Genomic DNA, 24961 nt, shown 5'->3' on the forward strand with positions numbered 1-24961 from the left:
TGTCCGACCTCCGCATTGCGTCTGCCGCGGGATCACGATGATTTGATATTGTCTTCGGGCATGCTTGCCGTACCGACGTTGGCGGGCGGCAGAAAAAAGTCCAGCGGCTTTTTCAGGAAGCGGGCCAGCAAGCCCTTGAGCAGCGGTATGCCATGACGGAAGCGTACCTGACGTGAACGCATGGCCACAAACAACGCCAGCGAAAAACTGACCCACAGGTTGACGGTGCCGATGGCGATGACGCCGAAGCCGGAAACGGCGATCATTTTCCAGGTGGTGGCGTGATCAAGCGCCACCATGGCGATGGCGAAATTGGCGGCTGAAAACGTGATGTGGCGAATGTCGATGGGCAGGCCGATGATGAAGCCAATCGTGCCGATGGTGCCGAGCAGGATCCCGAAGTAAAAATTCCCCATCAGGCCGCCGAGTCCGGTTTCCAGATAATCGCCCAGACGTGCGGTGCGGTTGCGCCCCAGCAAACGGTTCAGCCAGCGCGCGCGTCTTACGCGCTGCGACATGCGGGTATAGAGCGCCTTGTTGTCGTAATAGCCCGAGATCAGTCCGGCCAGAAACAGGCAGACGCCGGCAATCGCGGCATGGAACAGCGCCAGACTGGAAAACGGGTCGATGTCATGCAGCAGATGCAATGCTTTATCGGTGTTCACAAAATGGTGGCCGGTCAGGCCGAAATACCCGAGCGCCAACAGATAGGCGACCGGGAATGCAATGCTCAGATTGCCCAGCACCGCGACAAATTGGGTGCGGATGACTTTGACTACCAGCTCGATCAGGCTGTCGAGGTCGATGTTGCGGCCATCGCGGCTATGCAAGTCGGCCGCGATGCGCGATGCAGTCATGGCAGGCTGTTTGGTGGCGACCGTGAAGTGCAGGACATGAATCAGCATGAAGCCGAAGGAATAATTCATGCTGAAGAGAAAGGCTTCCACCAGCGGCGCTGCACGCAGATAGGAAATCAATATTTTCAGCATGGCCATGCCGCCGATGATGAACCCGGCGCCAGCGGCGGAGCGGTACATCGCGGTGTATTCGCTGCGGCTGTCTGCGATATAGTGCTCGCCGGTACGACTGGCGTTTTCGGTGACATTGCGCGCCAGCAAGTTGATGTTGTCGGCAAACAGTTCGCGCACCGTATATTTGCGGTTGTGCGCTTCCACCAATTCCAGTGCCAGATCCAGGCCGACCTTGCGCCGGTTTTCGATGCGCAGTTGCAGCGTGGCCGGATCGGCATCCCCGGAAATTTCCGGGCCGACATCCACCAGCGCCAGCAATTTTTGCAAGCGGTCCAGATGCTGGTCCAGCCGCACCAGCCGGTATGTTACGGAAATGCTGGTGCCCAGCCGCAGTGTGCTTTTGCGGATTTTTTTGACGACCTCCTGGCATTGATCCAGCATCACGAATACGTGACTGGCATCTTCAATCGGGGTCGGGTCGCCTTGCAGGTGGCGCATGTAACCATTCAGATACGTATGCAATTCGACGTTTTGCATCAGGAACGGTGACTCGAACGCCTTGATCTCGCTATAGATGCGGATCAGTTCCGGTTCCATGCCGATGGCGCTGATACGGTAGGACAAGATCTGGATTGCCAGCAGCATTTCCGTCAGGGTTTTTTGTTCATCCGGCTTGGTGCTTGCTGTCGGTAATTCGCTGTCGGCACGTTGCAGTACGTCAAGCAAGGCATTCCAGTCTGCCGTCGGTATCGCCTGTATCCACAGATAGTCGGTGTTGTACGGCAATATTTTTTCAAGGCAATCGGGCAGGTATCGGTCATCCAGCGCCGGCGGCAAGATGCGATAGCTCAGCCGGCGATGCAGTTCGGAGAAAAAGCCGTCGTTCGACAGAATGCCGATATCGGTAAACAGGCTGGTCTGGCGCCGCGTGCAAAGCAATTGCAGCAGGTAGTAGCGCAAGGCGGCGGCATGCTGAGGATGGGCCTGCAGCAAATCAGTCAAAGTGCGGAGGCTGGTAACCGGTTCTTCTTGTGCCGGATGGGGGCGCAAGGCCTTGACCAGATCGATCAGGTTGTCGAGTTCCGGGGAATCGGGGTGAGCAGTAATGCGTTCAAGTACTGGCAGCATGAAGTGAATGAGTGGCGGGTTGGTCAGGTGTGTTCGGGCGATGCCAAAAGGCATCTTTACAACTGCAAATAAATGACAAGATGACGCAGTTTTTGTAAAGAAATGTCAAACTATGTCATCGAAGTTCTCGATAAAACATTGCAACCATACCAAGGAGTTCTCATGGAGATTGCATCTATCGCCAGTGGTATAGCGACTGCCTGGCTCGCAAAAAAAGCAGTGGAAGTAGTAGGGCTGGATTTGACCAAGGTGGCACACAATGTCGTTGGTGAAATAGCAAGCCTGGCGCTGCCGTCGAATCCGAAGATCGGACGCATCATCAATACCAAAGCCTAGCGGGATCAACAGTGCTTTCGGGGCGTGCTGTTGAAAGCACTGCCCCTGAAAATGCCTCGTGCCGGAATCTTTACAACGGAGTGTACGGCTGGCGATAAGAGATGGCTATAGAGCATTTTGCAAGGCAGGATGGAATGAGATGGAGCGGGACGCGAAACGGTGGTTGTGGCGCCGTTGTCTGGCCTTCGATGACACTGTCGGAGCTGCTTGTGGCACATTGAGGCATGCATGTTGCGATTGAATTTGCGAATGTTATCACAAAGATAATAAGCGACCGGTTCGGAAGAAAACATCTTGATTGCCATCAAGAAATCCTGAATCATGCCGATACCGGACGTGAAGCAAATTTAAGGAGTCGATATGGATGTCACTGGAATCGCCAATCTGGCAACTGCGCTGGCGACGCAAAAAAACAGCGATGCAGTCAATATCGCCGTACTGAAAAAAGCACTGGATTCGCAGGCGAATGCCGCCGTGGGATTGATTCAGGCACTGCCGCCTGTACCGTCCAATCCAAATGTTGGTCGCAACGTCAATACCACTGCATGAATTGCGGTTAGATTGAACTAGCGTCACACAATTGAAAACGCACCATGAATGGTGCGTTTTTTTATGCCTGGCGTTATCGGAAAGCGCCGTGACTGAATGACGTTATGTCAGTGATGACGACGGACACGGTATAGCTTGTGTCCGTCGGTGTTCAGTCGCGATTGCCGCCGAAAATACCCAGAATGGACAGCAGGTTGACAAAGATGTTGTATACGTCGAGATAAATGCGCAGCGTAGCGGAAATATAATTTGTTTCGCCGCCATTGATGACTTGTTGTACGTCAAACAAGATGTAAGCAGAGAAAATGGCGATCGCGACCACCGAGATTGTCAGTTGCAGGGCTGGCAATTTCAGGAAGATATTGGCCAGCGAGGCAACGATAATCACCAGCAGACCGGCAAACAGCCACTTGCTCATGCCGGAAAAATCACGCTTCGACACCGTGGCCACTGTTGCCATGACGCCGAAAATCAGCGCTGTACCGCCAAATGCGGTCATGATCAGCGTGCCGCCGTTGGAAAATCCCAGTGTGTATTCGATCAGTCGCGACAGCATCAGGCCCATGAAGAACGTGAAGCCGAGCAGGATTGGCACGCCGAGTGCCGAGTTTTTGGTCTTTTCAATAGCGAAGAAAAAGCCGAATGCGATTGCCATGAACAGCACGAAGCTGATCATCGGGCTGCCCGCGAACAGGCTGAAGTGCATCTGCACGCCAAGCCAGGCTCCCAGGACGGTAGGGATCATCGACAGTGCCAGCAGCCAGTAGGTATTGCGCAGTACGCGGTTGCGGGCGAGCAGGCCGGTGGCCGAGTGGCCGAATGTATTTTGTAAATTTTGGTTCATTTATCCTCCGAATGCGTTGAAATGCCGTGAAAGCATAGCATGATGGTCACTGCGTGGGACAACGGTATCTCCCCTAAGTTCTATGGACAACCCGGAACATGCGGGTTGTGGCACAGGGTTTGCAGTGAATTGCATTGGAAACCAAATCTTTCATGATAGAATCGAAGGTTGATTGAATTGTTAATTAAGGGCTTTAACCCTTTCATTTTATTGGAGTTTTTACACATGGCAATTGAACGCACCCTTTCGATTATCAAGCCGGATGCAGTCGCGAAAAACGTGATCGGCCAGATTTATTCCCGTTTCGAATCCGCAGGCCTGAAGATCATCGCTGCGCGCATGATCCATCTGTCGCGTGCTGAAGCTGAAGGCTTCTATGCGGTTCACCGTGAGCGTCCTTTCTTCAAGGATCTGGTTGATTTCATGATCTCCGGTCCGGTCATCGCTCAAGTGCTGGAAGGCGAAAACGCCATTCTGAAGCATCGCGACCTGATGGGCGCAACCGATCCGAAAAAAGCAGAAAAAGGCACTATCCGTGCTGACTTCGCTGATTCGATCGATGCCAACGCTGTGCACGGTTCCGACGCAGTCGAAACAGCAACAGTTGAAATCGCTTATTTCTTCCCTGCATTGAACGTTTATTCGCGTTGATTTGTAGCAAGTTCCTTGATGTTTTGCGTTAAATGCATCATGGTTAACAAAACACGGTAATAGTCATGACTACAGCTCTCACCAATCTGCTGGATCTGGATCCTGCGCAGCTCGTCGCTTACTGCGGCGAGTTGGGTGAGAAGCCGTTTCGTGCAAAGCAGTTGCAGCGCTGGATTCACCAGTTTGGGGCGTCCGATTTTTCGGAAATGACCGATCTGGCGAAATCGCTGCGCGACAAGCTTGCCACGCGCGCCTTTGTGGCGGCGCCGGCCATCATCAGTGACCATACTTCCACTGACGGCACACGCAAGTGGCTGGTTGATGTCGGTCAGGGCAATGCTGTCGAAACCGTATTCATTCCCGAAGAAAACCGCGGCACACTGTGTATTTCCACGCAGGCCGGTTGCGCGGTCAATTGCCGCTTCTGTTCTACCGGCAAGCAAGGTTTCAATCGCAATCTGACTGTCGGTGAGATCATCGGTCAGTTGTGGATGGCAGAATTTGAATTGCGCAAGACCAAGGGTATCGAACCCGGCCCCAAGGGCGAACGCCAGATCACCAATGTCGTGATGATGGGCATGGGCGAACCTTTGTTGAATTTCGAGCCTACCGTGACAGCGCTCAAGCTGATGCTGGACGACAATGCCTACGGCTTGTCGCGCCGTCGCGTAACGCTGTCGACCAGTGGTGTGGTGCCGATGATGGACAAGTTGTCGCAAGAGTGTCCGGTGGCGCTGGCGGTATCGCTGCACGCCTCCAACGACGTACTGCGCGATGGCCTGATTCCGCTGAACAAGAAATATCCGTTGCGTGAACTGATGGCGGCCTGCAAGCGCTATCTGGAATTCGCGCCGCGCGACTTCGTTACCTTCGAATATTGCATGCTGGATGGTGTCAATGACACCGATGCCCATGCGCGCGAGCTGGTGGCGCTGGTCAAGACTGGCGATACTGCGGTTTCCTGCAAATTCAATCTGATCCCGTTCAATCCGTTTCCCGAGTCCGGTCTCAAGCGTTCGCACAATCCGCGCATCAAGGCATTTGCGCAGATTCTGATGGATGCCGGCATCGTGACCACCATTCGCAAGACGCGCGGCGACGATATCGATGCCGCCTGCGGTCAGCTGGCGGGTGAAGTGAAGGATCGCACGCGGGTGCAGGAGCGCATGCAGAAAATGACCGAATATCAGCAAAAATTCGGCAAGGATTTTGGCCGCATCGTGGAGATTTCCGGGTGAGGGGAAGTGGTCGGATATGGCATCTGTCGGCTTCGGTAGCATCTGCGTGGTTGCTGTTCGGTTGTGTTGCGGTAACGCGGGATCAGGCTGCACAGCCGACGCTGCCGGATATGTCGGTGGCAGCGGTTCCGGCTGATGCGCAAAAGCGCGCGGATATTCGTTTGCAACTGGCTGCCGGCTATTACGAACGCGGTCAGTTCGCCGTCGCGCTTGAAGAGACGCGGCTGGCACTGGAGGCGAAACCGGATTTTGCCGACGCCTACAGTGTGCAGGCATTGATCTATATGGAAACCGGTGCTGCCGGCCAGGCCGAAAGCAGTTTTCGGCAGGCATTGCGGCTGGTGCCGGATAATCCGGATTTTTTGAATAATTACGGTTGGTTTTTGTGCAACAACGACCGTGCCGGCGAGAGCATTGCCTATTTTGAATCGGCCTTGAAGAACAAGTCTTATAAGTCACCGTCCAAAGCACTCGTCAACGCTGGCGTATGCAGTCTCAGGTTACAGAACAGGCCCGCAGCAGAGCGCTATTTTTCTCAGGCGTTTCAATACGAGCCCGGCAATTTAGTGGTTAATGTGAATTTGGCCAATTTGTATTTCGACAGCCGTGATTTCGAACGTGCCCGTTTTCATATCGCTCCCGTAGTGAAGGGCGATATGGCGAGTGCAGATGTGTTGTGGTTAGCCATCAGGGTAGAGCGCAAACTGGGCAATCAGCAGGCCCAGAGCGAGTTGGCAGCGCAATTGCGCCGTCGCTATCCGGCTTCCCCGGAATACGCGGCTTATCAACGTGGAGTATTTGATGAGTGATCAGCAGATGAATGAGTTGCCGTCCCAAGAGCTTCCATCGGCTGTAGTTGAGTCGGCGCCCGTCGTATTGCCCGGCGCGCAACTGGCTGCATTGCGTCAGGCCAGGGGCTGGTCGGTAGAGCAGGTGGCCAGTCAGCTCAAGCTGGCGACACGCCAGGTGAATGCAATCGAAGCGGATAATTACGAGGCCTTGCCTGGCGCCGTTATCATTCGCGGTTTTATTCGCGCCTATGCCAAATTGCTGGGTGTTGACAGTGGCGCATTGATGGCCTCGTTCCCCAAGGACAGCGCCGCCGAAAGTGTACCGGCACCGCAGCAGCGGGTGCTGTCGACACCATTTTCCGAGTCGCCGTTGCCACTGGGCAATCGCAGCAAGATTTCACCGGCTGTCGCTGGCGGCATCTTTGTCGCGATTGTGGCGGCAGCGGTGGTGGTCGCGGTGCAGCGGACCGATCTGCTGGCAGATGTACCGCAACTGGCCTGGCTCAAGCCTGCTGCGACTGCGCCGGTGTCCACCGAGGAAGTGCCGGAGCAATTGGCTGAAGCAAGCGGTGAGCCGGAAAAAAACCGACTCGATAAAGTCGATGGCGCAATCATCAATGCTTCTACCGCCGCAGTCAGCAATTTGCCGGAACACATGGATCCGCCTGTAGTGGCGGCCAAGCCTGCGGCACCCGCAGTTGCCGCAGTGGCGCCAAAGCCTGTTGAGCCGGTCGCCAGCGTCGCTGCTGCCAGCGATGGCTTGACCATCAGCAAGAGCAAAGATCTGCTGCATTTGAAATTCCGTGAAGATTCATGGGTCGAAATCCGGCGCGCCGACAAGACCACCATGATTTCGCGTTTGCTCAAGGCAGGTACTGCCGAGTCGTTCGATATCACTGAACCCGTGATGCTGGTGGTGGGTAATGCCAGCGGAGTTGATGCCACACTGCGCGGCGCCACGCTCGACCTCAAGGGCGATACCAACAGCAATGTGGCGCGTCTGAGTCTGAAATAAATCTGTATGTCATCTTCTCCATTTCCAATCGCGTCCGGTCCGCTGGCGCGTCGTCAGAGCCGTCGTGCCGTGATCAGTCATGGCGATCGTCAGGTATTCGTGGGTGGTGGTGCGCCGGTGATGGTGCAGTCCATGACCAATACCGATACCGCAGATGCGATCGGTACTGCGATCCAGATCAAGGATCTGGCGCGTGCCGGTTCGGAAGTCGTGCGCATTACCGTCAATTCGCCGGAAGCCGCGGCGGCAGTAGCGCCGATTCGTGAGCAACTCGATCGCATGGGGGTGGATGTGCCGCTGGTCGGCGACTTTCACTACAACGGTCACACGCTGCTCAATGATTATCCTGATTGCGCGCAGGCCTTGTCGAAGTACCGGATCAATCCGGGCAATGTCGGCAAGGGCGCCAAACGCGATACGCAATTTGCGCAAATGATCGAAGTGGCATGCCGCTACGACAAGCCGGTCCGTATCGGTGTCAACTGGGGCAGTCTCGATCAGGCATTGCTGGCGCGTATCATGGACGAAAATGCCGGGCGCAAGGAGCCGTGGCCGGCGCAGGCGGTGATGTATGAAGCGCTGGTGACATCGGCGATTGAAAACGCGCAGCGGGCAGAACAACTGGGGCTGGCGGGTGACAAGATCATCCTGTCCTGTAAAGTGTCCGGCGTGCAGGATCTGATTGCGGTCTATCGCGAGCTGGCGCGTCGTTGCGATTATCCGTTGCATCTCGGCTTGACCGAAGCCGGTATGGGCAGCAAGGGCATCGTGGCATCGACGGCGGCATTGTCGGTGCTGTTGCAAGAGGGCATTGGTGATACGATCCGTATCTCGCTGACGCCGGAGCCGGGTGGCGACCGTACCCGGGAAGTCATCGTCGGGCAGGAAATTCTGCAAACCATGGGCTTGCGCAAATTCACGCCGATGGTGATCGCTTGTCCCGGATGTGGTCGGACCACGTCAACAGTGTTTCAGGATCTGGCCGACAAGATTCAGACCTATCTGCGCGATCAGATGCCGCACTGGAAGGGCGAATATCCCGGCGTCGAAAGCATGAATGTGGCCGTGATGGGATGCATCGTCAACGGTCCGGGCGAATCCAAGCACGCCAATATCGGCATCAGTCTGCCGGGCACCGGCGAGTCGCCGGCAGCACCGGTTTTCATCGATGGCGAGAAAAGAATGACCTTGCGCGGCGAACGTATCGCCGAGGAATTTCAGGCAATTGTGCTGGAATATGTACAGACCCGCTACAGCAAAAAAGTCGCGGCCTGATGGCCGTGAGCGCCCCGCGCGTTGACGCGGGCACTTCGAATAAAACATTACTCGTAAAAAAGCATGTCAGAAAACAAGAAAGCTGAAAAAATCGTTGGCGTCAAAGGCATGAATGACATTCTGCCGGCCGATGCTCCCTTGTGGGAATTGTTTGAAAACACCGTCTACACGGTATTGAAAAGCTACGGCTTTCAGCAGATCCGCACGCCCATCGTCGAACCGACCGCCTTGTTTTCGCGCGGCCTGGGTGAAGTCACCGATATCGTCGAAAAAGAAATGTATTCATTCGTTGATTCGATGAACGGCGACAATCTGACGCTGCGTCCGGAAAATACCGCCAGCGTGGTGCGTGCCGCACTTGAACACAATCTGACCTATGACGGCCCGAAGCGTCTGTGGTATGCCGGCCCGATGTTCCGTCATGAGCGGCCGCAACGCGGACGTTATCGTCAGTTCCATCAGGTCGGTGCCGAAGCCATCGGCTTTACCGGTCCGGATATCGACGCTGAACTGATCATGATGTGCCAGCGTTTGTGGGATGATCTCGGCCTGGAAAACATTCGCCTGGAACTGAATTCGATTGGCGATGCGGAAGAGCGCAACAAGCACCGCGTCGACCTGATCGCCTATTTCGAGCAGCACAAGAGTTTGCTGGATGCCGATGCACAACGTCGTCTGCATGCCAATCCGCTGCGGATTCTGGATACCAAGAATCCGGCCATGCAGGAAATGGTCAATGCGGCACCGCAACTGATCAATTACCTCGGTGAAGAATCGCGCGCGCATTTTGAAGGTGTGCAAAAGATTCTCCGGCACAACAATATTCCGTTCACGATCAATCCGCGCCTGGTGCGCGGCATGGATTATTACAACCGCACCGTGTTCGAATGGGTGACCGATCAGTTGGGTTCGCAAGGTACCGTCTGCGGCGGTGGCCGTTATGATCCGCTGATCGAAATGTTCGGCGGCAAGCCGACGCCAGCCTGCGGTTTTGCCATGGGCGTAGAGCGGTTGCTGGAATTGATGAAGGCCAGCGGCGAGCAATTCGCACCGAATCAGTGCGATATCTATCTGGTCCATCAGGGCGAGGCAGCGCAGTTGCAATCTTTTGTGCTGGCCGAGAGATTGCGCAATGCCGGACTCGATGTTGTGCTACATTGCGCATCGGCGAATGCCGGTGGCAGTTTCAAGGCGCAGATGAAACGCGCCGACGGCAGTGGCGCTGCCTTTGCGGTCATTATCGGCGAAGACGAAGTAGCGCAGGCGACGGCGACGGTGAAGAACTTGCGCAGTACAGATGGCGCCAGCGTGCAGGTCACGATTCCTTTCGATACCGTATCCGACTATATCGTCGATCAGATCACGGGCGATGATGATCATGGTCACGACCATACGCATTGCACCCACCATTAATCATTATTCATACTTTCAGACTCAGACTATTTCATGGCATACGATCTCGAAGAGCAGGAACAAATTGCATCCATCAAAGACTGGTGGAACAAGTACGGCAATCTGGTGACATGGCTGCTGATCATCGTGCTGGCCGGCTATGGTGCATGGAGCGGCTGGAATATCTATCAAAGCCGTCAGGCGCAACAGGCATCGCAACTGTTCGAAGAACAGCAGAAGGCTGCCGAAGCCAAGGATAATGCCAAGGTGCAGCGTGCCGCGACGGATATGCAAGACAAGTTCAGCGGTACTGCCTATGCGCAGATGAGCGCGCTGGTGGCTGCCAAAACCGCGTTCGAAGCCAATGATGCCGAGTCCGCCAAGAAGCAGTTGCAATGGGTGATTGATCATGGTCGTGGCGATGATTACAAAGCGATTGCCGCAGTTCGTCTGGCTGGCTTGTTGCTGGATGCCAAGGCTTATGACGAAGCACTGAAAGTGTTGTCGGGCAGCTACCCGGCGCAGTTTGCCGGCGCCATTGCTGATCGCAAGGGCGATGTGCTGGTGGCACAGGACAAGCGCGAAGAAGCGCGCGTTGCCTATCAGTTGGCGCTCGACAAGACCGAACAAAAAGATCCTGGCCGTCAATTGATTCAGCTCAAGCTGGATGCAATCGGTGGCGCACCTGCCAAAGCCGCGGCTTGATGGCGAATCAGATTCATCGTGAAATCCTGCAAGAGGAAAAACAATATGCGTAGTGAGTCACAAGTCAGATCCGGGCGCGCGGCAAAATTGGCGGCAACGTTGGTCAGTTGCGGTGCCATCGCAGTGTTGTCGGGTTGTTCGTTGTTTTCGAGCAAGAAAGATCCCAATCCACCGGCACCGCTGGTTGAATTCAAGCAAAGCTTGCGTACCCAGACCTTGTGGACGGTATCGATCGGCAAGGCCGGCACCTTCCTGTTTTCACCGGCAGTGGCCAAGGGCAGCGTGTTTGCGGCAGCCGCTGACGGCAACGTCACCCGCATTGATGTCGTCACCGGTCAGACCGTCTGGCGTGTCAGCGCTGGCACGTCGCTGACGGCCGGCGTCGGCAGCGATGGCAATACCGTTGCCGTGGTCGGTGAAAAAGGCCAGGTGCAGGCATTCGACGCCAATGGCAAGTCACTCTGGAAGGCACAGGCGCCAAGTGAAGTGTTGTCAGCGCCGGCAGTTGGTCAGGGGCTGGTGGTGGTGCGCAGTATCGATAACCGCATTTCGGCATTCGACGCTGAAACCGGCGCCCGTCGCTGGAGCGTGCAGCGGCCGTTGCCGACGTTGACCTTGCGCACGGCGCCGGGTATCGTGCTGGACAGTCAGACGGCGTTTGTGGCCTTGCCTGGCGGCCGTTTGTCGGCATTGGCGCTCAACAATGGCGGCCCGCGCTGGGAAATCGCTGTCGGCGATCCGCGTGGCACCACCGAGCTGGAACGTATTGCCGATGTCTCGGGCATGCCGGCAGTCGGTGTGCGTGATGTCTGCGCAGTGGCCTATCAGGGCCGGATCGGCTGTTTCGATCTGGGCAACGGCAATGTGCGCTGGGTCAAGGATTTCTCCAGCAATGTCGGCGTCACCCTGAGCGACAGCTATCTGTTTGCCGCTGACGACAAGGGCGGTGTTACTCAGTTTGCACGCGACACCGGTGCAGCTCTGTGGCGCAACAGCAAGCTGGCCAATCGTCAGTTGTCTGCGCCAATCGGTATTGGCCGCTCGGTCGCGGTTGGCGACTATCAGGGGTATATTCATTTCCTGTCCCGTGAAGACGGGGCATTCGTCGCCCGTACAAGTACTGACGGCAGTCCGATTCAAGCCACCCCGGTGGCTGCCGGACAAGCAGTCATTTTTCAAACTCAAGCAGGTTCCTTGGTCGCTCTGACGACAGAATAATTATTGATGAAGCCGGTTATAGCACTCGTAGGTCGCCCCAACGTCGGTAAGTCGACGCTGTTCAATCGGCTCACTCGTTCGCGCGATGCGTTGGTCGCAGACTTGCCCGGATTGACCCGGGACCGTCACTACGGCGAAGGCCGGGTCGGCGAACGTCCTTTTCTGGTGATTGATACCGGTGGTTTCGAGCCGGTCGCCAAAGAAGGTATCATGCACGAGATGGCCAAGCAGACCAAGCAGGCAGTGGTCGAGGCCGATGTCGTCATTTTCATTGTCGATGGTCGTCAGGGGCTGACCCCGCATGACAAGACGATCACCGACTTCCTGCGCAAATCCGGTCGTTCCGTGATGCTGGTAGTGAACAAGGCCGAGGGCATGAAGTACACCTCGGTCACAGCGGAATTTTACGAGCTGGGGCTGGGCGATCCGTATGTGATTTCCGCCGCGCACGGCGACGGCGTCGCCGATCTGGTCGATGAAGCACTCGATATCGCGCTGGTGCAGCGCCCGGATCTCGGCGAAGAAGCCGATTCCAAGGTGTCCGGTATCAAGATCGCGATCGTGGGACGTCCCAACGTCGGCAAATCGACGCTGGTCAATACCTTGCTCGGCGAAGAACGGGTCATCGCTTTCGACATGCCAGGCACTACGCGTGATTCGATTGAAATTCCGTTCGAACGCGGCGGGCAGCAATACACGCTGATCGATACCGCCGGTATCCGCCGGCGAGGCAAAGTGTTCGAAGCAATTGAAAAATTTTCGGTGGTCAAGACGCTGCAATCGATCTCGGAAGCGAACGTCGTGCTGTTGCTGCTGGATGCACAGCAAGACATTTCCGAGCAAGATGCGCACATCGCCGGTTTCGTGCTCGAATCGGGCCGGGCGCTGGTGGTTGGCGTCAACAAGTGGGATGGTCTGCAAAGCGATCGCCGCGATGAAATCAAAATGGATCTGGAACGCAAGCTGAGCTTTTTGTCATTTGCCAAAACGCATTTCATTTCTGCACTGAAATCGACCGGCATCGGGCCGGTCATGAAGTCGATTGACGCGGCCTACGCGGCGGCCATGTCGAACCTGACGACGCCGAAGCTGACACGGGCGCTGATCGAGGCTGTAGAGCATCAGCAGCCGCGTCGCAAGGGCTCAATCCGGCCGAAATTGCGCTATGCGCACCAGGGTGGCATGAACCCGCCAGTCGTCGTGATTCACGGCAATGCCCTGGAAGGTGTCGATGAAGGCTACAAACGTTATCTGGAAAAGCATTTTCGTGAAACTTTCTCGCTGGTCGGCACTCCACTCCGTATTGAGTTTCGCTCAAGTAAAAACCCATTCATCCGCCAGGATAAATAAGCAGGTCGTTTTGGCGTATATTTGGAAAACATTCACAAAGCATAAGTTGGTCAAGCACTTGAAATTTTTCGATGTGCCTCCAAGTCCTAATCACAACAACACAGTGGAGCTGCCATGAGCAACAAAGGGCAATTATTACAAGACCCATTTCTTAACGCGTTGAGAAAAGAACACGTACCCGTATCGATCTATCTGGTCAACGGTATCAAACTGCAAGGCCACGTAGAGTCATTTGACCAATACGTTGTCCTGTTGCGCAATACCGTGACCCAGATGGTCTACAAACATGCCATTTCTACAGTCGTACCAGCACGCGCAGTCAACCTCAGTCTCGACTCTGCAGACGCAGAATAATGGTTTATCCCGCCGGCAATACGCCGTGTGCATTTTGATATGCGTGCCGCGCTAGTCGGCCTGGATTTCGGCAAGAACGATTTTGCCGCAAGTCTGGATGAATTGTTTTTGCTGGCAAAGTCGGCCGGCGCCGAGCCCGTGACAACCATCACGGGCCGGCGTGCTGCACCCGATGCTGCATTGTTTGTCGGTTCCGGCAAGGCGCAGGAAATTGCCGATGCCGTTGCCGACATGCAACTCGACATTGTCATCTTCAATCATGCCTTGTCTCCTGCGCAACAGCGCAATCTCGAACGCGTGCTGCAAACGCGGGTACTTGATCGTACCAGTCTGATCCTGGATATCTTTGCGCAACGGGCCAAAAGCCACGAGGGCAAGGTTCAGGTCGAGCTGGCGCAACTGCAGCACCTTGCCACCCGTCTGATTCGCGGCTGGACTCACCTGGAACGTCAAAAGGGCGGTATCGGCCTGCGCGGTCCCGGTGAAACCCAGCTTGAAACCGACCGCCGTTTGCTCGGCGACCGGGTCAAGGCCTTGCGCGGGCAGCTCGAAAAGCTGCACCGGCAACATGCCACGCAGCGCCGGGCGCGCGGTCGCAATGACACGTTCTCGGTGTCGCTGGTCGGTTATACGAATGCGGGGAAATCCTCCATATTCAACGCCATGGCCAAGGCCGGGGTGTATGCGGCCAATCAGCTGTTCGCCACACTCGATACCACCTCGCGCAGGGTGTACCTGGGCGAAGCAGGGCACGTGGTAATTTCCGATACGGTCGGTTTCATTCGTGAATTGCCGCATCAACTGGTAGCTGCCTTCCGCGCGACACTGGAAGAAACCATTCATGCCGATTTGCTGTTGCATGTTGTCGATGCGGCAAGTCCGGTGCGCATGGAGCAGATCGAGCAGGTCAATCTGGTGCTCAAGGAAATCGGCGCGGATCACATCCCGCAGATTCTGGTCTGGAACAAGATTGACGCAGCAGGGCTGGAACCTGCTGTGGAGCAAGATGAGTATGATAGAATTCACCGGGTTTTTGTCAGTGCGAAAACTGGTGCCGGCTTGGACTTGCTGAGGCAGTCGATTGCCGATTCGCTCAAGTCGTCGATAGAGGCTCGGAGGGGTGGTCAGTCCCGGGTTGTCGATTCTCAAGATGTGCACGTCTGATTCATTGACGCGCATTTTCTTTTGATTCTTTCCACAAATAATTAAGCCGGATCGCAACGCATGCTTGTTTCTTTATTCAAAAAACTCGGTTTGAAATTCTCGTTGAACGATCCCCAGTGGGGCCGCGGTTCACAGGATGACAACAACCGTCAAAATCAGAATAACGGCGGTAACGGCAACAAGAAGCCGCCCAACGACGGACCTCCCGACCTCGATCAGTTGTGGCGTGATTTCAATCAGCGTATCAGTCGCCTGCTGGGCGGCAAGAACGGTGGCGGCAATTCCGGCGACGGTGACGGCGGCGGTGGCTTCAAGAAGGGCGACATCAAGGGTGCCGGTATCGGCGCCGGCGTGATTGCCGTCATTGTCGCCTTCCTGTGGCTGGCCAGTGGCTTCTTCATCGTGCAGGAAGGTCAGACCGCGGTCGTCATGACCTTCGGCAAATACAGCCATACCACGCTGCCGGGTTTCAACTGGCGCTGGCCGTATCCGCTGCAAAGCCATGAAATCGTCAACGTCTCGCAAGTACGGACGGCCGAGATCGGCTATCGCGGCAATGCCCGCAACAAGCAACTCAAAGAATCGCTGATGCTGACTGACGATGAAAACATCATCGATATCCAGTTCGCCGTGCAATACAAACTCAAGAACGCTGCTGAATGGTTGTTCAACAACCGCGATCAGGATGAAACCGTGCGTCAGGTTGCAGAAACCGCGATTCGCGAAATCGTCGGTCGCAGCAAGATGGACTTCGTGCTCTATGAGGGCCGCGAAAAGGTGGCGCTTGATGTCGGTCAGTTGATGCAGCAGATTCTGGATCGCTACAAGTCCGGCGTGCAGATCACCAACGTGACCATGCAGGGCGTGCAGCCACCGGAACAGGTGCAGGCCGCATTCGATGATGCCGTGAAAGCAGGTCAGGATCGCGAGCGTCAAAAGAATGAAGGTCAGGCTTATGCCAATGACGTGATTCCGAAGGCCAGCGGTGCCGCTTCGCGTCTGCTGGAAGAAGCCGAAGCCTATCGCTCACGCATTGTGGCCAACGCCGAGGGTGATGCCTCGCGCTTCAAGCAGGTATTGGACGAATACCAGAAAGCACCGGCCGTGACCCGCGACCGTATGTATCTGGAAACCATGCAGCAGATCTTCTCGAACACCACCAAGGTGATGGTCGACGCCAAGAATGGCAACAATCTGTTGTATTTGCCTTTGGATAAATTGATTCAGCAATCCGGCGCCGAGAGCGCAGCCAAGCCAGCGGTACCGGCAGCTGCAGCAACCGCACCGACCACTTCGGGGAATGATGCAGTGTATTCAGCAGATGTACAACGCGACTCCCGCACCCGCGATGCGCGCGATTCACGTGATCGGGAGGTGCGCTGATGGGCCGCCTGATTAGCACGGTTATTGCCGTCGTTGTCGCCTTGTGGCTGTTGTCGTCGACCATTTTCGTGGTTGACCAGCGGCAGTCGGCCATTGTTTTCGCCCTTGGTGAAGTCAAACAAGTCATTACCGAACCCGGTCTGCATTTCAAACTGCCGCCGCCGTTCCAGAATGTGATCTATCTCGACAAGCGTATCCAGACGCTGGATACCGCCGATGCCGACCGTTTCATCACGGCCGAGAAAAAGAACGTTCTGGTTGACTCCTTCGTCAAGTGGCGCATCGTCGATCCGCGTCTGTACTTCATCAGCTTTGGTGGTGATGACCGCCGGGCGCAGGATCGCATGGCGCAGATCGTCAAGGCTGCCCTCAACGAAGAAATCACCAAGCGCACCGTGCGTGAAGTGATCTCCGGCGAGCGCGGCAAGGTGATGGATGCGATTCAGCGCAAGGTGGCAGCAGAAGCCAAGCAGATTGGCGCTGAAATCATCGACGTGCGTCTGCGCCGGGTCGACTATGTCGATCAGATCAACAACTCGGTCTACGATCGCATGAAGTCGGAGCGGGCCCGTGTTGCCAATGAATTGCGTTCCACTGGTGCGGCCGAATCGGAAAAGATTCGTGCTGATGCCGATCGTCAACGTGTCGTGATTCTGGCGGATGCCTATCGCGATGCGGAAAAGATCCGCGGTGCCGGTGATGCCAAGGCATCCCAGGTGTATGCGCAGGCCTTTGGCCAAAATCAGGAATTTTACAAGTTCTACCGCAGCCTTGAGGCATACCGTGCCAGCTTCAAGAATCGTCATGACCTGCTGGTGGTGGATCCGAACTCCGAATTCTTCAAATATTTCAAAGGCGTGGGAACGGGTGCTGCTGCCAAGAAATAAAACGGCAATGTGAAGGCATAAAATTGCTGTAAGGACAGATGCTGCTTGTTGAGGGCATCTGTTCGTTTTTGCTTCTCGAGTTTGCTTCTCGCGTTTTATTCTCAATATTTGTTTGAAAAAGTATCCCGATTTTCCGATAATGCAATCCGCTTGCTGAATAATCCGACGCTTGCGGACCGGTGCCGGTCCGAACCCATTTTTCCTGATTGATTCGCTTTATGCCAAATTGGCTTCTTCCTGAAAACATCGCCGATGTCTTGCCGTCCGAAGCGCGCAAGATAGAAGAGTTGCGTCGCCGCGTGCTCGACAACTTCCGGCTGTACGGCTACGAAATGGTGATGCCGCCGCTGCTGGAGTATCTGGAGTCGCTGCTGACCGGCGCCGGTCAGGACATGGACCTGCGCACCTTCAAGCTGGTGGATCAGTTGTCCGGCCGCACGCTGGGCATCCGGGCCGACATGACCACGCAAGTGGCGCGTATCGATGCCCATCTGCTCAATCGCGACTCGGTAACCCGCCTGTGCTATGCCGGCAGCGTTCTGCATACCAAACCATCCGGTTTCCATGCCACGCGCGAACCGGTACAGATCGGTGCCGAAATCTACGGCCATGCCGGCCTTGAAGCCGATGCTGAGATTCAGGAACTGGCGCTGGCCTCGCTGGCGCTGGCCGGCATTACCCAGGTGCGTCTGGACTTGTGCCACGTTGGTGTCTTGCGCGCGCTGATTGCCAATGACGAACGCGCCGTCAAAGATGAAGCACAACTGTTCGGCTTGCTGGAATCCAAGGATATCCCGGGCCTCAAGGAACTGACTGCAGATTACCAGCCGGCAACCCGTGCCGCCTTGCTGGCGTTGCCCGGCCTGTACGGCGATATCGACGTGCTGGACAAGGCGCGCAAGGTATTGCCGGTATTGCCAGGCATCACCGCGGCACTGGATGAATTGCAAGCGCTGGCGCAACAGGCCGGCGCTGCCAATGTCACGATCGATCTGGCCGACTTGCGCGGTTACCACTATCACAGCGGCGTCATGTTTGCGGCATACGTGCCCGGCCTGCCCAATGCGGTGGTGCGTGGTGGTCGCTACAACCATGTCGGTGAAGCATTTGGCCGGGCGCGACCGGCAACAGGTTTTTCCATGGATTTGCGTGAGTTGGCCCGGCTGATGCCGGGGGCGCAGCGCAAACCGGCTATCCTGGCACCGTGGGGCACTGCGGCCGGGCTCCGTGAGAAAATAGCGCAATTGCGCCAGGCCGGGGAAATCGTGATTCAAAGTTTCCCCGGACACGAGAACGACCAGGACGAGTTTGACTGCGATCGCGTAGTTGAACTGAATAATGGAAATTGGATTATCAAAAATTTAGGTTGAGCCATGTCACAGAAAAGTAATGCAAAGAATGTCGTCGTCATCGGTACCCAATGGGGCGACGAAGGTAAGGGCAAGATTGTTGATTGGCTGACCGATCATGCACAGGGCGTCGTTCGCTTTCAGGGCGGCCACAATGCCGGCCATACACTGGTGATCGGTGGACAGAAGACGGCGCTGCAATTGATCCCTTCGGGCATCATGCGTCCCGGCGTGGCCTGCTATATCGGTAATGGCGTGGTGTTGTCGGTGCCTGACCTGCTGCGCGAAATCGACAAGCTGGAAGCCGCCGGCGTCGAAGTGGCATCGCGCCTGAAGGTGTCGGCCGCCTGTCCTTTGATTCTGCCGTACCACGTGGCACTCGATGTGGCGCGCGAAGCAGCACGCGGCGCGGCCAAGATTGGCACCACCGGCAAGGGCATCGGCCCGGCCTATGAAGACAAGGTGGCGCGTCGCGCCATTCGTGTCGCCGATCTGCTCAACGAAAAGCGTTTCGCTGAAAAACTGCTGGAGAACCTCGACTATCACAACTTCGTGCTGACCCAGTACCTGAAGACACAGCCGGTCGATTTCCAGAAGACCCTGGACGATGCGCTGGCCAATGTGCCGCGCCTCAAGCCAATGGTGGCCGACGTTTCCAACGATCTGCACATCGCGCACAAGAACGGCGCCCATCTGTTGTTCGAAGGCGCACAAGGCAGCCTGCTCGACGTCGATCACGGCACTTATCCATTCGTTACCTCGAGCAACTGCGTGGCGGGTAACGCCGCCGCCGGCGCCGGTGTCGGTCCGGACATGCTGCATTACGTCATGGGCATCACCAAGGCTTACACCACTCGCGTCGGTTCCGGCCCGTTCCCGGCTGAATTGCCGACCGATGAAGGCGTCGGCAAGCATCTGGCCAGTGTCGGTCATGAATTCGGTACCGTAACCGGTCGTGCGCGTCGCTGCGGCTGGTTTGATGCTGCCTTGCTCAAGCGTTCGGTGCAGATCAACGGCGTGTCCGGCATGTGCCTGACCAAGCTCGACGTGCTCGACGGCCTGACTTCGCTCAAGCTGTGCACCGGCTATACGCTCAATGGCAAAGTCGTTGATATCTTCCCGGTCGGCGCTGAAGAAGCCGCTGCCTGCGAACCTATCTATGAAGAAATGCCGGGCTGGAGCGAGTCCACCGTCGGCGTGCAATCGCTGGCTGGTTTGCCGCAAACTGCCCGCGCTTACATCAAGCGTATCGAAGAGTTGGTCGGCGTGCCGATCGACATGATTTCCACCGGCCCGGATCGCGAAGAAACTATCGTGCTGCGCCATCCGTTCAAGTAATTCCGTTTGCGCTGAAAACAAGATGAAAACATCCGACGATAAAGACCTGTGGGTCTCCTGGGACCAATACAACCGCAGTATCGAAAAACTGGCCTTGAAAGTGTTCGAGTCCGGCTGGCAGTTTGATCAGGTCTTGTGCCTGGCGCGTGGCGGTTTGCGCCCGGGCGACGTGTTTTCACGTATCTTCGATGTACCGCTGGCGATTCTGTCGACCAGCTCCTATCGCGAAGCCGCCGGCACCATTCGCAGCAGCCTGGATATCGCCAAGTACATCACCATCACCAAAGGCTCGTTGTCGGGCCGGGTGTTGCTGGTGGATGATCTGGTGGATTCCGGGGTCACTTTGCAAAAGGTGCAGGTACATCTGAAAGAACATTACCCGGCCGTGACCGAAATCAAATCGGCAGTGCTGTGGTGGAAAGCATGTTCGATTGTCGAGCCGGATTATCATCTGGAATATCTGGCGACCAATCCTTGGATTCATCAGCCGTTTGAAGACTACGACGGTCTGGGTCCGCATCAGTTGGCAGCATGGATCAAGAAGGGTGAGAACCAGTCCTGATGCTGTTGCGGCGAATGCCGGATGAAAAAACGCTCGCGGATGCGAGCGTTTTTTTATGGACGTGGCAATTGTCTTTCGCATGCCTGGAGCCGCATTGATTCGCGTAGTTATCTGCCCACTTGTCCGCGCATTTATCCGCGCATTTATCCGATAAAAGACAACACCGCATAATCAAATCCGTTGAAGTGGAATCCTGCCACTTCCTGCATGCCCATGCGTGCATGCGCACGCATTGAAGGCTGGTTGTCGCGTCGGATGAACAGGATGCCTTCGCGTCCCGGTTGCAGGCGTCGCAATTCGGCGCACATCAGTTGCGCCAGCCCTTGGCCGCGTTCTTCCTGTGCCACGCAAACCGGTCCGTAGACATACGCGGCAGCGCTGCCGGCATAGGCCGCAAACATGGCTTGCACAATCGGTATGTCGATATTGGTCTGGCGCGTGGCGGTCATCAGAAAGCCGCTCACGCGCTGATCGCGACGCGCCACGATCAGCGGCATGTCGCGCATCATCGTCGCCACCCGGTCGCGCGGCATTTCCGCTGCGAGCGCGCCGCCGCGTGCGATTTGATTGGCTGCCTGCAAGGCGATGATGTCGTCGAGATCGGCGTCGTTTGCCGGGCTGATGTGGAGTTGCCGGTCGCTCATGATGGTGTCCTGGATGCGCACAGGGCGGCAGCGCTTGGGCAGCAGGAAGCTGCCATCCGGTCAGGGAAACTGGCGCAAGCCATCGAGATCGAGAATCGTGATGCTGCCGTAATCGACTTTCAGCAAGCCGGCCTTTTCCAATACTTGCAACGCCTGATTGGCACGCTGGCGTGAAGCGCCGGACAGGTTGCCGACTTCTTCCTGCGAAATCTGCAATTCGCGACCGATGCCGGGATTCAGATATGGATTGAACAAGGCCGCCAGGCAACGCGCCACGCGCGCATCCGGTTCCAGCATACGGTCATATTCCACCAGCGAGATAAACAGCGCCAGCCGCTCGTTGAGCTGGGTCACCAGGAAACGGTTGAACGGAATGCTATTATCGAGCAGCCACAGATAGGTGGCTTTCGGCATGTACAGCAATTCGCTGTCGCGCAAGGCGATGACGTCGTATTTGCGCGGCTCATCCTTGAGCAGCGAGCCTTCACCGAGCCAGCCGCCGCTGGCCATGCCGGCGAAGGAAACCGTCTTGCCTTCGGGCGAGACGCTGCTCATCTTCAGCAAACCTTCATGCACACCGATCCAGTGCGTCACGGCATCGCCCTTGCGACAGACCAGCGAGCCCGCCGGGGTACGACGGCTGAATACCTCGGCCTCCACGCGTGTCAGTTGTTCAACACTCAAGGCGCTGGCCCAGATGGTCTTGGCCAGCATGTCTTTAATCGAAGTGGTGGTCATTTATGATGCGTTGCAATATCAAAAGTTGGGCTAATTTCGGCAATTGTCTGCGGGATGACAACCCGGCATGAAAACACACACTACTATCATCGCATAAAAGCAGCGAATAACTCGAATGCTTGCGAGTGACAGTAAGTACAACGTAAGCATGTCGGTTCAGACTGACTTGACACTGACATATACCGAATGAGGTGCGGCATAGCTGCTGTGCATCATTCACATAAAAAAGGTGGGACGATGGTGGAGACAACACAACGTCCAGGAGCGGAGACTTTTCCCCGGCTGCTCCTGAAGCATGCACAGACACGCCCGCAGCATCCGGCGTTTCGTGAAAAAGATCTTGGCATCTGGCAGACCACGACCTGGGCTGAAGTGGGTGCCGAAGTCAGGGCCTTTGCCTGTGGTCTGGCCGCGCTCGGTTTCAAGCGCGGCATGAGTCTGGCGATCATCGGCAACAATTGTCCGCGTCTGTATTGGGCAATGTCGGCCGCCCAATGTCTGGGTGGCATGCCGGTGCCGCTGTATCAGGATGCGCCGGCCGCCGACATGGCCTATGTGCTCAATGATTCGGAAATCGACTTCGTGGTCGTGGAAGATCAGGAGCAGGTCGACAAGGTCTTCGAAATCAAGCAAAGTTTGCCGCGCATCACGCATGTCATCTTCGATGACGAGCGCGGCATGCGCAATTACCACCAAGAGGAATTGACGGCATTTGCCAAAGTGCAGGAAATCGGCCGCGCCTTCGATCAGGCCAATCCGGATTTCTTCATGAGTGAAGTCAATGCCGCCGATGCCGACGACATCGCCATCATTCTGTACACCTCGGGCACCACCGGCAAACCGAAAGGGGTCTGTCATTCGCACGCAGCGATGATCGCTACCGCCCGCACGCTGGTGGAATTCGATCAGTTGAATGAACATGACGACGTGCTCTGTTATCTGCCGCTGGCCTGGGTCGGCGACTTTCTGTACTCGTTCGCACAGTCGCATGTGGCCGGCTTCTGTCTCAACTGTCCGGAATCGCCGAACACCGTCATGAGCGATTTGCGCGAGATCGGTCCGACTTACTATTTCGCGCCGCCGCGCATCTATGAAAACATTCTGACCCAAGTCATGATCCGCATTGAAGATGCCGGCTGGATCAAGCGCAAACTGTTTCACGGTTTCATGGGCATTGCGCGCCGGGTCGGCATGCGCATTCTGGATAAACGGCCCGACGTGTCGCTGACGGACCGTCTGCTGTACGCGCTCGGCGATCTGGTGATTTACGGCCCGCTCAAGAATGTGCTCGGCATGTCGCGGATTCGTGTCGCTTATACCGGCGGTGAAGCAATCGGTCCTGATCTGTTCGATTTCTATCGTTCCCTGGGCATCAACCTCAAACAGTTGTATGGCATGACCGAAACTTGCGTGACGGTGTGCATGCAGCCGTCAGGCGACGTCAAGCTCGACACCGTCGGCCGGCCGATGAAGGGGGTGGAAATTCATATCGATACCAACGGCGAAGTGCTGGTGCGTTCACCGGGCTTGATGAAGTCGTATTTCAAGCGCCCTGATGCCACGGCCGAAGCAATCGATGTCAACGGTTACTTCCATACCGGCGATGCAGGATTTTTCGATCATGACGGTCACCTGAAAATCATTGACCGCGCCAAGGATGTCGGCAAGATGGCCAGCGGCGACATGTTCGCACCGAAGTACATCGAAAACAAACTCAAGTTCTTCCCGTTCATCAAGGAAGCGGTGGCCTTCGGCGATCAGCGCGAGCAGTGCACCGCCTTCGTCAATATCGACATGGATGCGGTCGGCAACTGGGCCGAGCGCCGGCATCTGGCATACAGCGGCTACAGCGATCTGGCGGCGCATCAAAGTGTCTACGGCCTGATCGCCGACTGTGTGGAAAAGGTCAATGCCGATCTGGCGCAGGATCCGCTGCTGGCCGGTTCGCAGATTCATCGCTTTCTGATCCTGCACAAGGAACTCGATCCCGATGACGACGAACTGACCCGCACCCGCAAGGTACGGCGCGGTTTCATCGCCGAGAAATACGGGGTGCTGATCGACGCCTTGTATAGCGGCAAGCAATCGCAATACATCGAGACCCAGGTCAAGTTTGAAGATGGACGGCAAGGCATGATTGCCGCCGATTTGAAGATCAGCGATGTCAAGACTTTCGCTTCACTCACCAAAGCGGCATAGGCCTGCATGAGCCCGACCATGAAAAGACACCTAACGGAAGAAGTGCTGCCGCCGGCAACCGCATCGCACGACGAGCAGGGTACGACCCTCTCGGAGAGCGGCCGCAAGATCGGTGGCGTGATTCTGGATCTGCAAAACATTTCGCTCTCGTTCGGCGGCGTCAAAGCATTGACCGATATTTCGTTCAATGTCCGCAAACACGAGATTCGCGCCATCATCGGCCCCAATGGCGCCGGCAAGAGTTCGATGATCAATGTCATCAATGGCGTCTACCACCCGCAAAAAGGCAATATCGTCTTTCACGGCGAGCAGCGTCAAAGCATGCAGCCCAGCAAGGTGGCGCGGCAGGGCATCGCCCGCACGTTTCAGAATATCGCGTTGTTCAAAGGCATGACCGTGCTCGACAACATCATGACCGGGCGCAACACCAAGATGCGCAGCGGCTTGCTGGCCAATGCGCTGTGGTGGGGCAAGGCGCGCAACGAAGAAATGGAACATCGCAAGAAGGTGGAAGAAGTGATCGACTTTCTGGAAATCCAGCATATCCGCAAGACCCCGGTCGGCCGCTTGCCTTACGGTTTGCAAAAGCGCGTCGAACTGGCCCGGGCGCTGGCGGCGGAACCCAACATGTTGTTGCTGGATGAGCCGATGGCCGGCATGAACGTCGAAGAAAAACAAGACATGTGCCGTTTCATTCTGGACGTCAATGACCAGTTCGGTACCACCATCGTGTTGATCGAACATGACATGGGAGTGGTGATGGATATTTCGGATCGCGTCGTGGTGCTCGATTACGGCAAGAAGATCGGCGACGGTACCCCGGATGAAGTCATGAGTAATCCGGAGGTCATCAAGGCCTACCTCGGCACATCCCACTAAT

The 24961-nt window shown here is 56.2% G+C and carries 24 protein-coding genes; 20 read left to right on the forward strand and 4 right to left on the reverse strand.

Translation table 11 applies throughout. From position 1 onward, the window contains the following. Window positions 1–32: 32 nt before the first annotated feature. Window positions 33–2099, reverse strand: a complete 2067-nt coding sequence (locus AKL27_RS01080; protein ID WP_050460822.1) for a site-specific recombinase — start codon at window positions 2097–2099, stop codon at window positions 33–35. A 162-nt stretch (window positions 2100–2261) separates the two neighbouring features. Here AKL27_RS01080 and AKL27_RS28075 point away from each other — a divergent pair, with 162 nt between their 5' ends. After that, on the forward strand, window positions 2262–2435 hold the full coding sequence (locus AKL27_RS28075; protein WP_198155848.1) for a hypothetical protein: 174 nt from the start codon (window positions 2262–2264) through the stop codon (window positions 2433–2435). A gap of 360 nt (window positions 2436–2795) precedes the next feature. After that, window positions 2796–2984: a YjfB family protein gene (locus AKL27_RS01085; RefSeq protein ID WP_050460713.1), complete on the forward strand. Its 189-nt coding sequence runs from the start codon at window positions 2796–2798 to the stop codon at window positions 2982–2984. Between the two features lie 151 nt (window positions 2985–3135). Here the strand turns inward: AKL27_RS01085 and AKL27_RS01090 are convergent, their stop codons facing one another. After that, the gene (locus AKL27_RS01090) at window positions 3136–3828 is read right to left on the reverse strand and encodes a Bax inhibitor-1/YccA family protein (RefSeq protein WP_050460714.1); all 693 of its coding nucleotides are present in this window, start codon (window positions 3826–3828) and stop codon (window positions 3136–3138) included. A 225-nt stretch (window positions 3829–4053) separates the two neighbouring features. Between AKL27_RS01090 and ndk the strand changes: the two genes are divergently transcribed. The 16 genes from ndk (at window position 4054) to AKL27_RS01170 (ending at window position 20500) form a co-directional block, all read left to right on the forward strand. Next, window positions 4054–4479: a nucleoside-diphosphate kinase gene (gene ndk / locus AKL27_RS01095; protein ID WP_050460715.1), complete on the forward strand. Its 426-nt coding sequence runs from the start codon at window positions 4054–4056 to the stop codon at window positions 4477–4479. A gap of 65 nt (window positions 4480–4544) precedes the next feature. Beyond that, window positions 4545–5717: a 23S rRNA (adenine(2503)-C(2))-methyltransferase RlmN gene (gene rlmN / locus AKL27_RS01100; RefSeq protein ID WP_050460716.1), complete on the forward strand. Its 1173-nt coding sequence runs from the start codon at window positions 4545–4547 to the stop codon at window positions 5715–5717. Between the two features lie 50 nt (window positions 5718–5767). Beyond that, window positions 5768–6526 (forward strand): type IV pilus biogenesis/stability protein PilW, encoded by a 759-nt coding sequence (gene pilW, locus AKL27_RS01105; protein WP_232310854.1) that lies wholly within the window; start codon window positions 5768–5770, stop codon window positions 6524–6526. Continuing rightward, the gene (locus AKL27_RS01110) at window positions 6519–7523 is read left to right on the forward strand and encodes a helix-turn-helix domain-containing protein (protein WP_050460718.1); all 1005 of its coding nucleotides are present in this window, start codon (window positions 6519–6521) and stop codon (window positions 7521–7523) included. Before pilW ends, AKL27_RS01110 begins: the two co-directional genes overlap by 8 nt. A gap of 6 nt (window positions 7524–7529) precedes the next feature. Beyond that, on the forward strand, window positions 7530–8798 hold the full coding sequence (ispG, locus tag AKL27_RS01115) for a flavodoxin-dependent (E)-4-hydroxy-3-methylbut-2-enyl-diphosphate synthase (RefSeq protein ID WP_050460719.1): 1269 nt from the start codon (window positions 7530–7532) through the stop codon (window positions 8796–8798). Between the two features lie 63 nt (window positions 8799–8861). Then, the gene (hisS, locus tag AKL27_RS01120; RefSeq protein ID WP_050460720.1) at window positions 8862–10211 is read left to right on the forward strand and encodes a histidine--tRNA ligase; all 1350 of its coding nucleotides are present in this window, start codon (window positions 8862–8864) and stop codon (window positions 10209–10211) included. 33 nt (window positions 10212–10244) lie between these two features. Beyond that, window positions 10245–10895: a YfgM family protein gene (locus AKL27_RS01125; protein WP_050460721.1), complete on the forward strand. Its 651-nt coding sequence runs from the start codon at window positions 10245–10247 to the stop codon at window positions 10893–10895. A 45-nt stretch (window positions 10896–10940) separates the two neighbouring features. Further along, window positions 10941–12113, forward strand: a complete 1173-nt coding sequence (gene bamB, locus AKL27_RS01130; RefSeq protein WP_050460722.1) for an outer membrane protein assembly factor BamB — start codon at window positions 10941–10943, stop codon at window positions 12111–12113. 6 nt (window positions 12114–12119) lie between these two features. After that, window positions 12120–13463, forward strand: coding sequence for a ribosome biogenesis GTPase Der (der, locus tag AKL27_RS01135; RefSeq protein WP_050460723.1), 1344 nt, complete (start codon window positions 12120–12122; stop codon window positions 13461–13463). Window positions 13464–13577: 114 nt separating this feature from the next. Then, a complete protein-coding gene (hfq, locus tag AKL27_RS01140; RefSeq protein ID WP_050460724.1) occupies window positions 13578–13817 on the forward strand; it encodes an RNA chaperone Hfq in 240 nt (79 codons plus the stop codon). Between the two features lie 39 nt (window positions 13818–13856). After that, complete coding sequence (gene hflX, locus AKL27_RS01145) at window positions 13857–14981, forward strand: GTPase HflX (RefSeq protein ID WP_050460726.1); 1125 nt, start codon at window positions 13857–13859, stop codon at window positions 14979–14981. 60 nt (window positions 14982–15041) lie between these two features. Further along, window positions 15042–16364 carry an FtsH protease activity modulator HflK gene (hflK, locus tag AKL27_RS01150; protein ID WP_050460727.1) on the forward strand — a complete coding sequence of 441 codons (1323 nt, stop codon included), beginning with the start codon at window positions 15042–15044 and terminating at the stop codon, window positions 16362–16364. Further along, window positions 16364–17251, forward strand: coding sequence for a protease modulator HflC (gene hflC / locus AKL27_RS01155; protein WP_050460728.1), 888 nt, complete (start codon window positions 16364–16366; stop codon window positions 17249–17251). The genes hflK and hflC overlap by 1 nt, the downstream gene beginning before the upstream one ends. 218 nt (window positions 17252–17469) lie before the next feature. Further along, the gene (locus AKL27_RS01160) at window positions 17470–18621 is read left to right on the forward strand and encodes an ATP phosphoribosyltransferase regulatory subunit (protein WP_050460729.1); all 1152 of its coding nucleotides are present in this window, start codon (window positions 17470–17472) and stop codon (window positions 18619–18621) included. A gap of 3 nt (window positions 18622–18624) precedes the next feature. Continuing rightward, on the forward strand, window positions 18625–19938 hold the full coding sequence (locus tag AKL27_RS01165; RefSeq protein WP_050460730.1) for an adenylosuccinate synthase: 1314 nt from the start codon (window positions 18625–18627) through the stop codon (window positions 19936–19938). Between the two features lie 22 nt (window positions 19939–19960). Beyond that, window positions 19961–20500 (forward strand): phosphoribosyltransferase, encoded by a 540-nt coding sequence (locus AKL27_RS01170; protein ID WP_050460732.1) that lies wholly within the window; start codon window positions 19961–19963, stop codon window positions 20498–20500. Between the two features lie 143 nt (window positions 20501–20643). Here the strand turns inward: AKL27_RS01170 and AKL27_RS01175 are convergent, their stop codons facing one another. Both AKL27_RS01175 and AKL27_RS01180 read right to left on the reverse strand, forming a co-directional pair. Then, window positions 20644–21144, reverse strand: coding sequence for a GNAT family N-acetyltransferase (locus tag AKL27_RS01175; RefSeq protein ID WP_198155849.1), 501 nt, complete (start codon window positions 21142–21144; stop codon window positions 20644–20646). 60 nt (window positions 21145–21204) lie between these two features. Then, window positions 21205–21858, reverse strand: a complete 654-nt coding sequence (locus AKL27_RS01180; RefSeq protein WP_198155853.1) for a Crp/Fnr family transcriptional regulator — start codon at window positions 21856–21858, stop codon at window positions 21205–21207. 261 nt (window positions 21859–22119) lie between these two features. On the opposite strand from AKL27_RS01180, the gene AKL27_RS01185 reads away from it, so the two are divergent. Further along, on the forward strand, window positions 22120–24081 hold the full coding sequence (locus AKL27_RS01185; RefSeq protein ID WP_050460734.1) for an AMP-dependent synthetase/ligase: 1962 nt from the start codon (window positions 22120–22122) through the stop codon (window positions 24079–24081). A 6-nt stretch (window positions 24082–24087) separates the two neighbouring features. After that, window positions 24088–24960 (forward strand): ABC transporter ATP-binding protein, encoded by an 873-nt coding sequence (locus AKL27_RS01190; protein WP_050460735.1) that lies wholly within the window; start codon window positions 24088–24090, stop codon window positions 24958–24960. Window position 24961: the final 1 nt, after the last annotated feature.

Source organism: Herbaspirillum autotrophicum, assembly GCF_001189915.1.
GTDB lineage: Bacteria > Pseudomonadota > Gammaproteobacteria > Burkholderiales > Burkholderiaceae_D > Herbaspirillum > Herbaspirillum autotrophicum.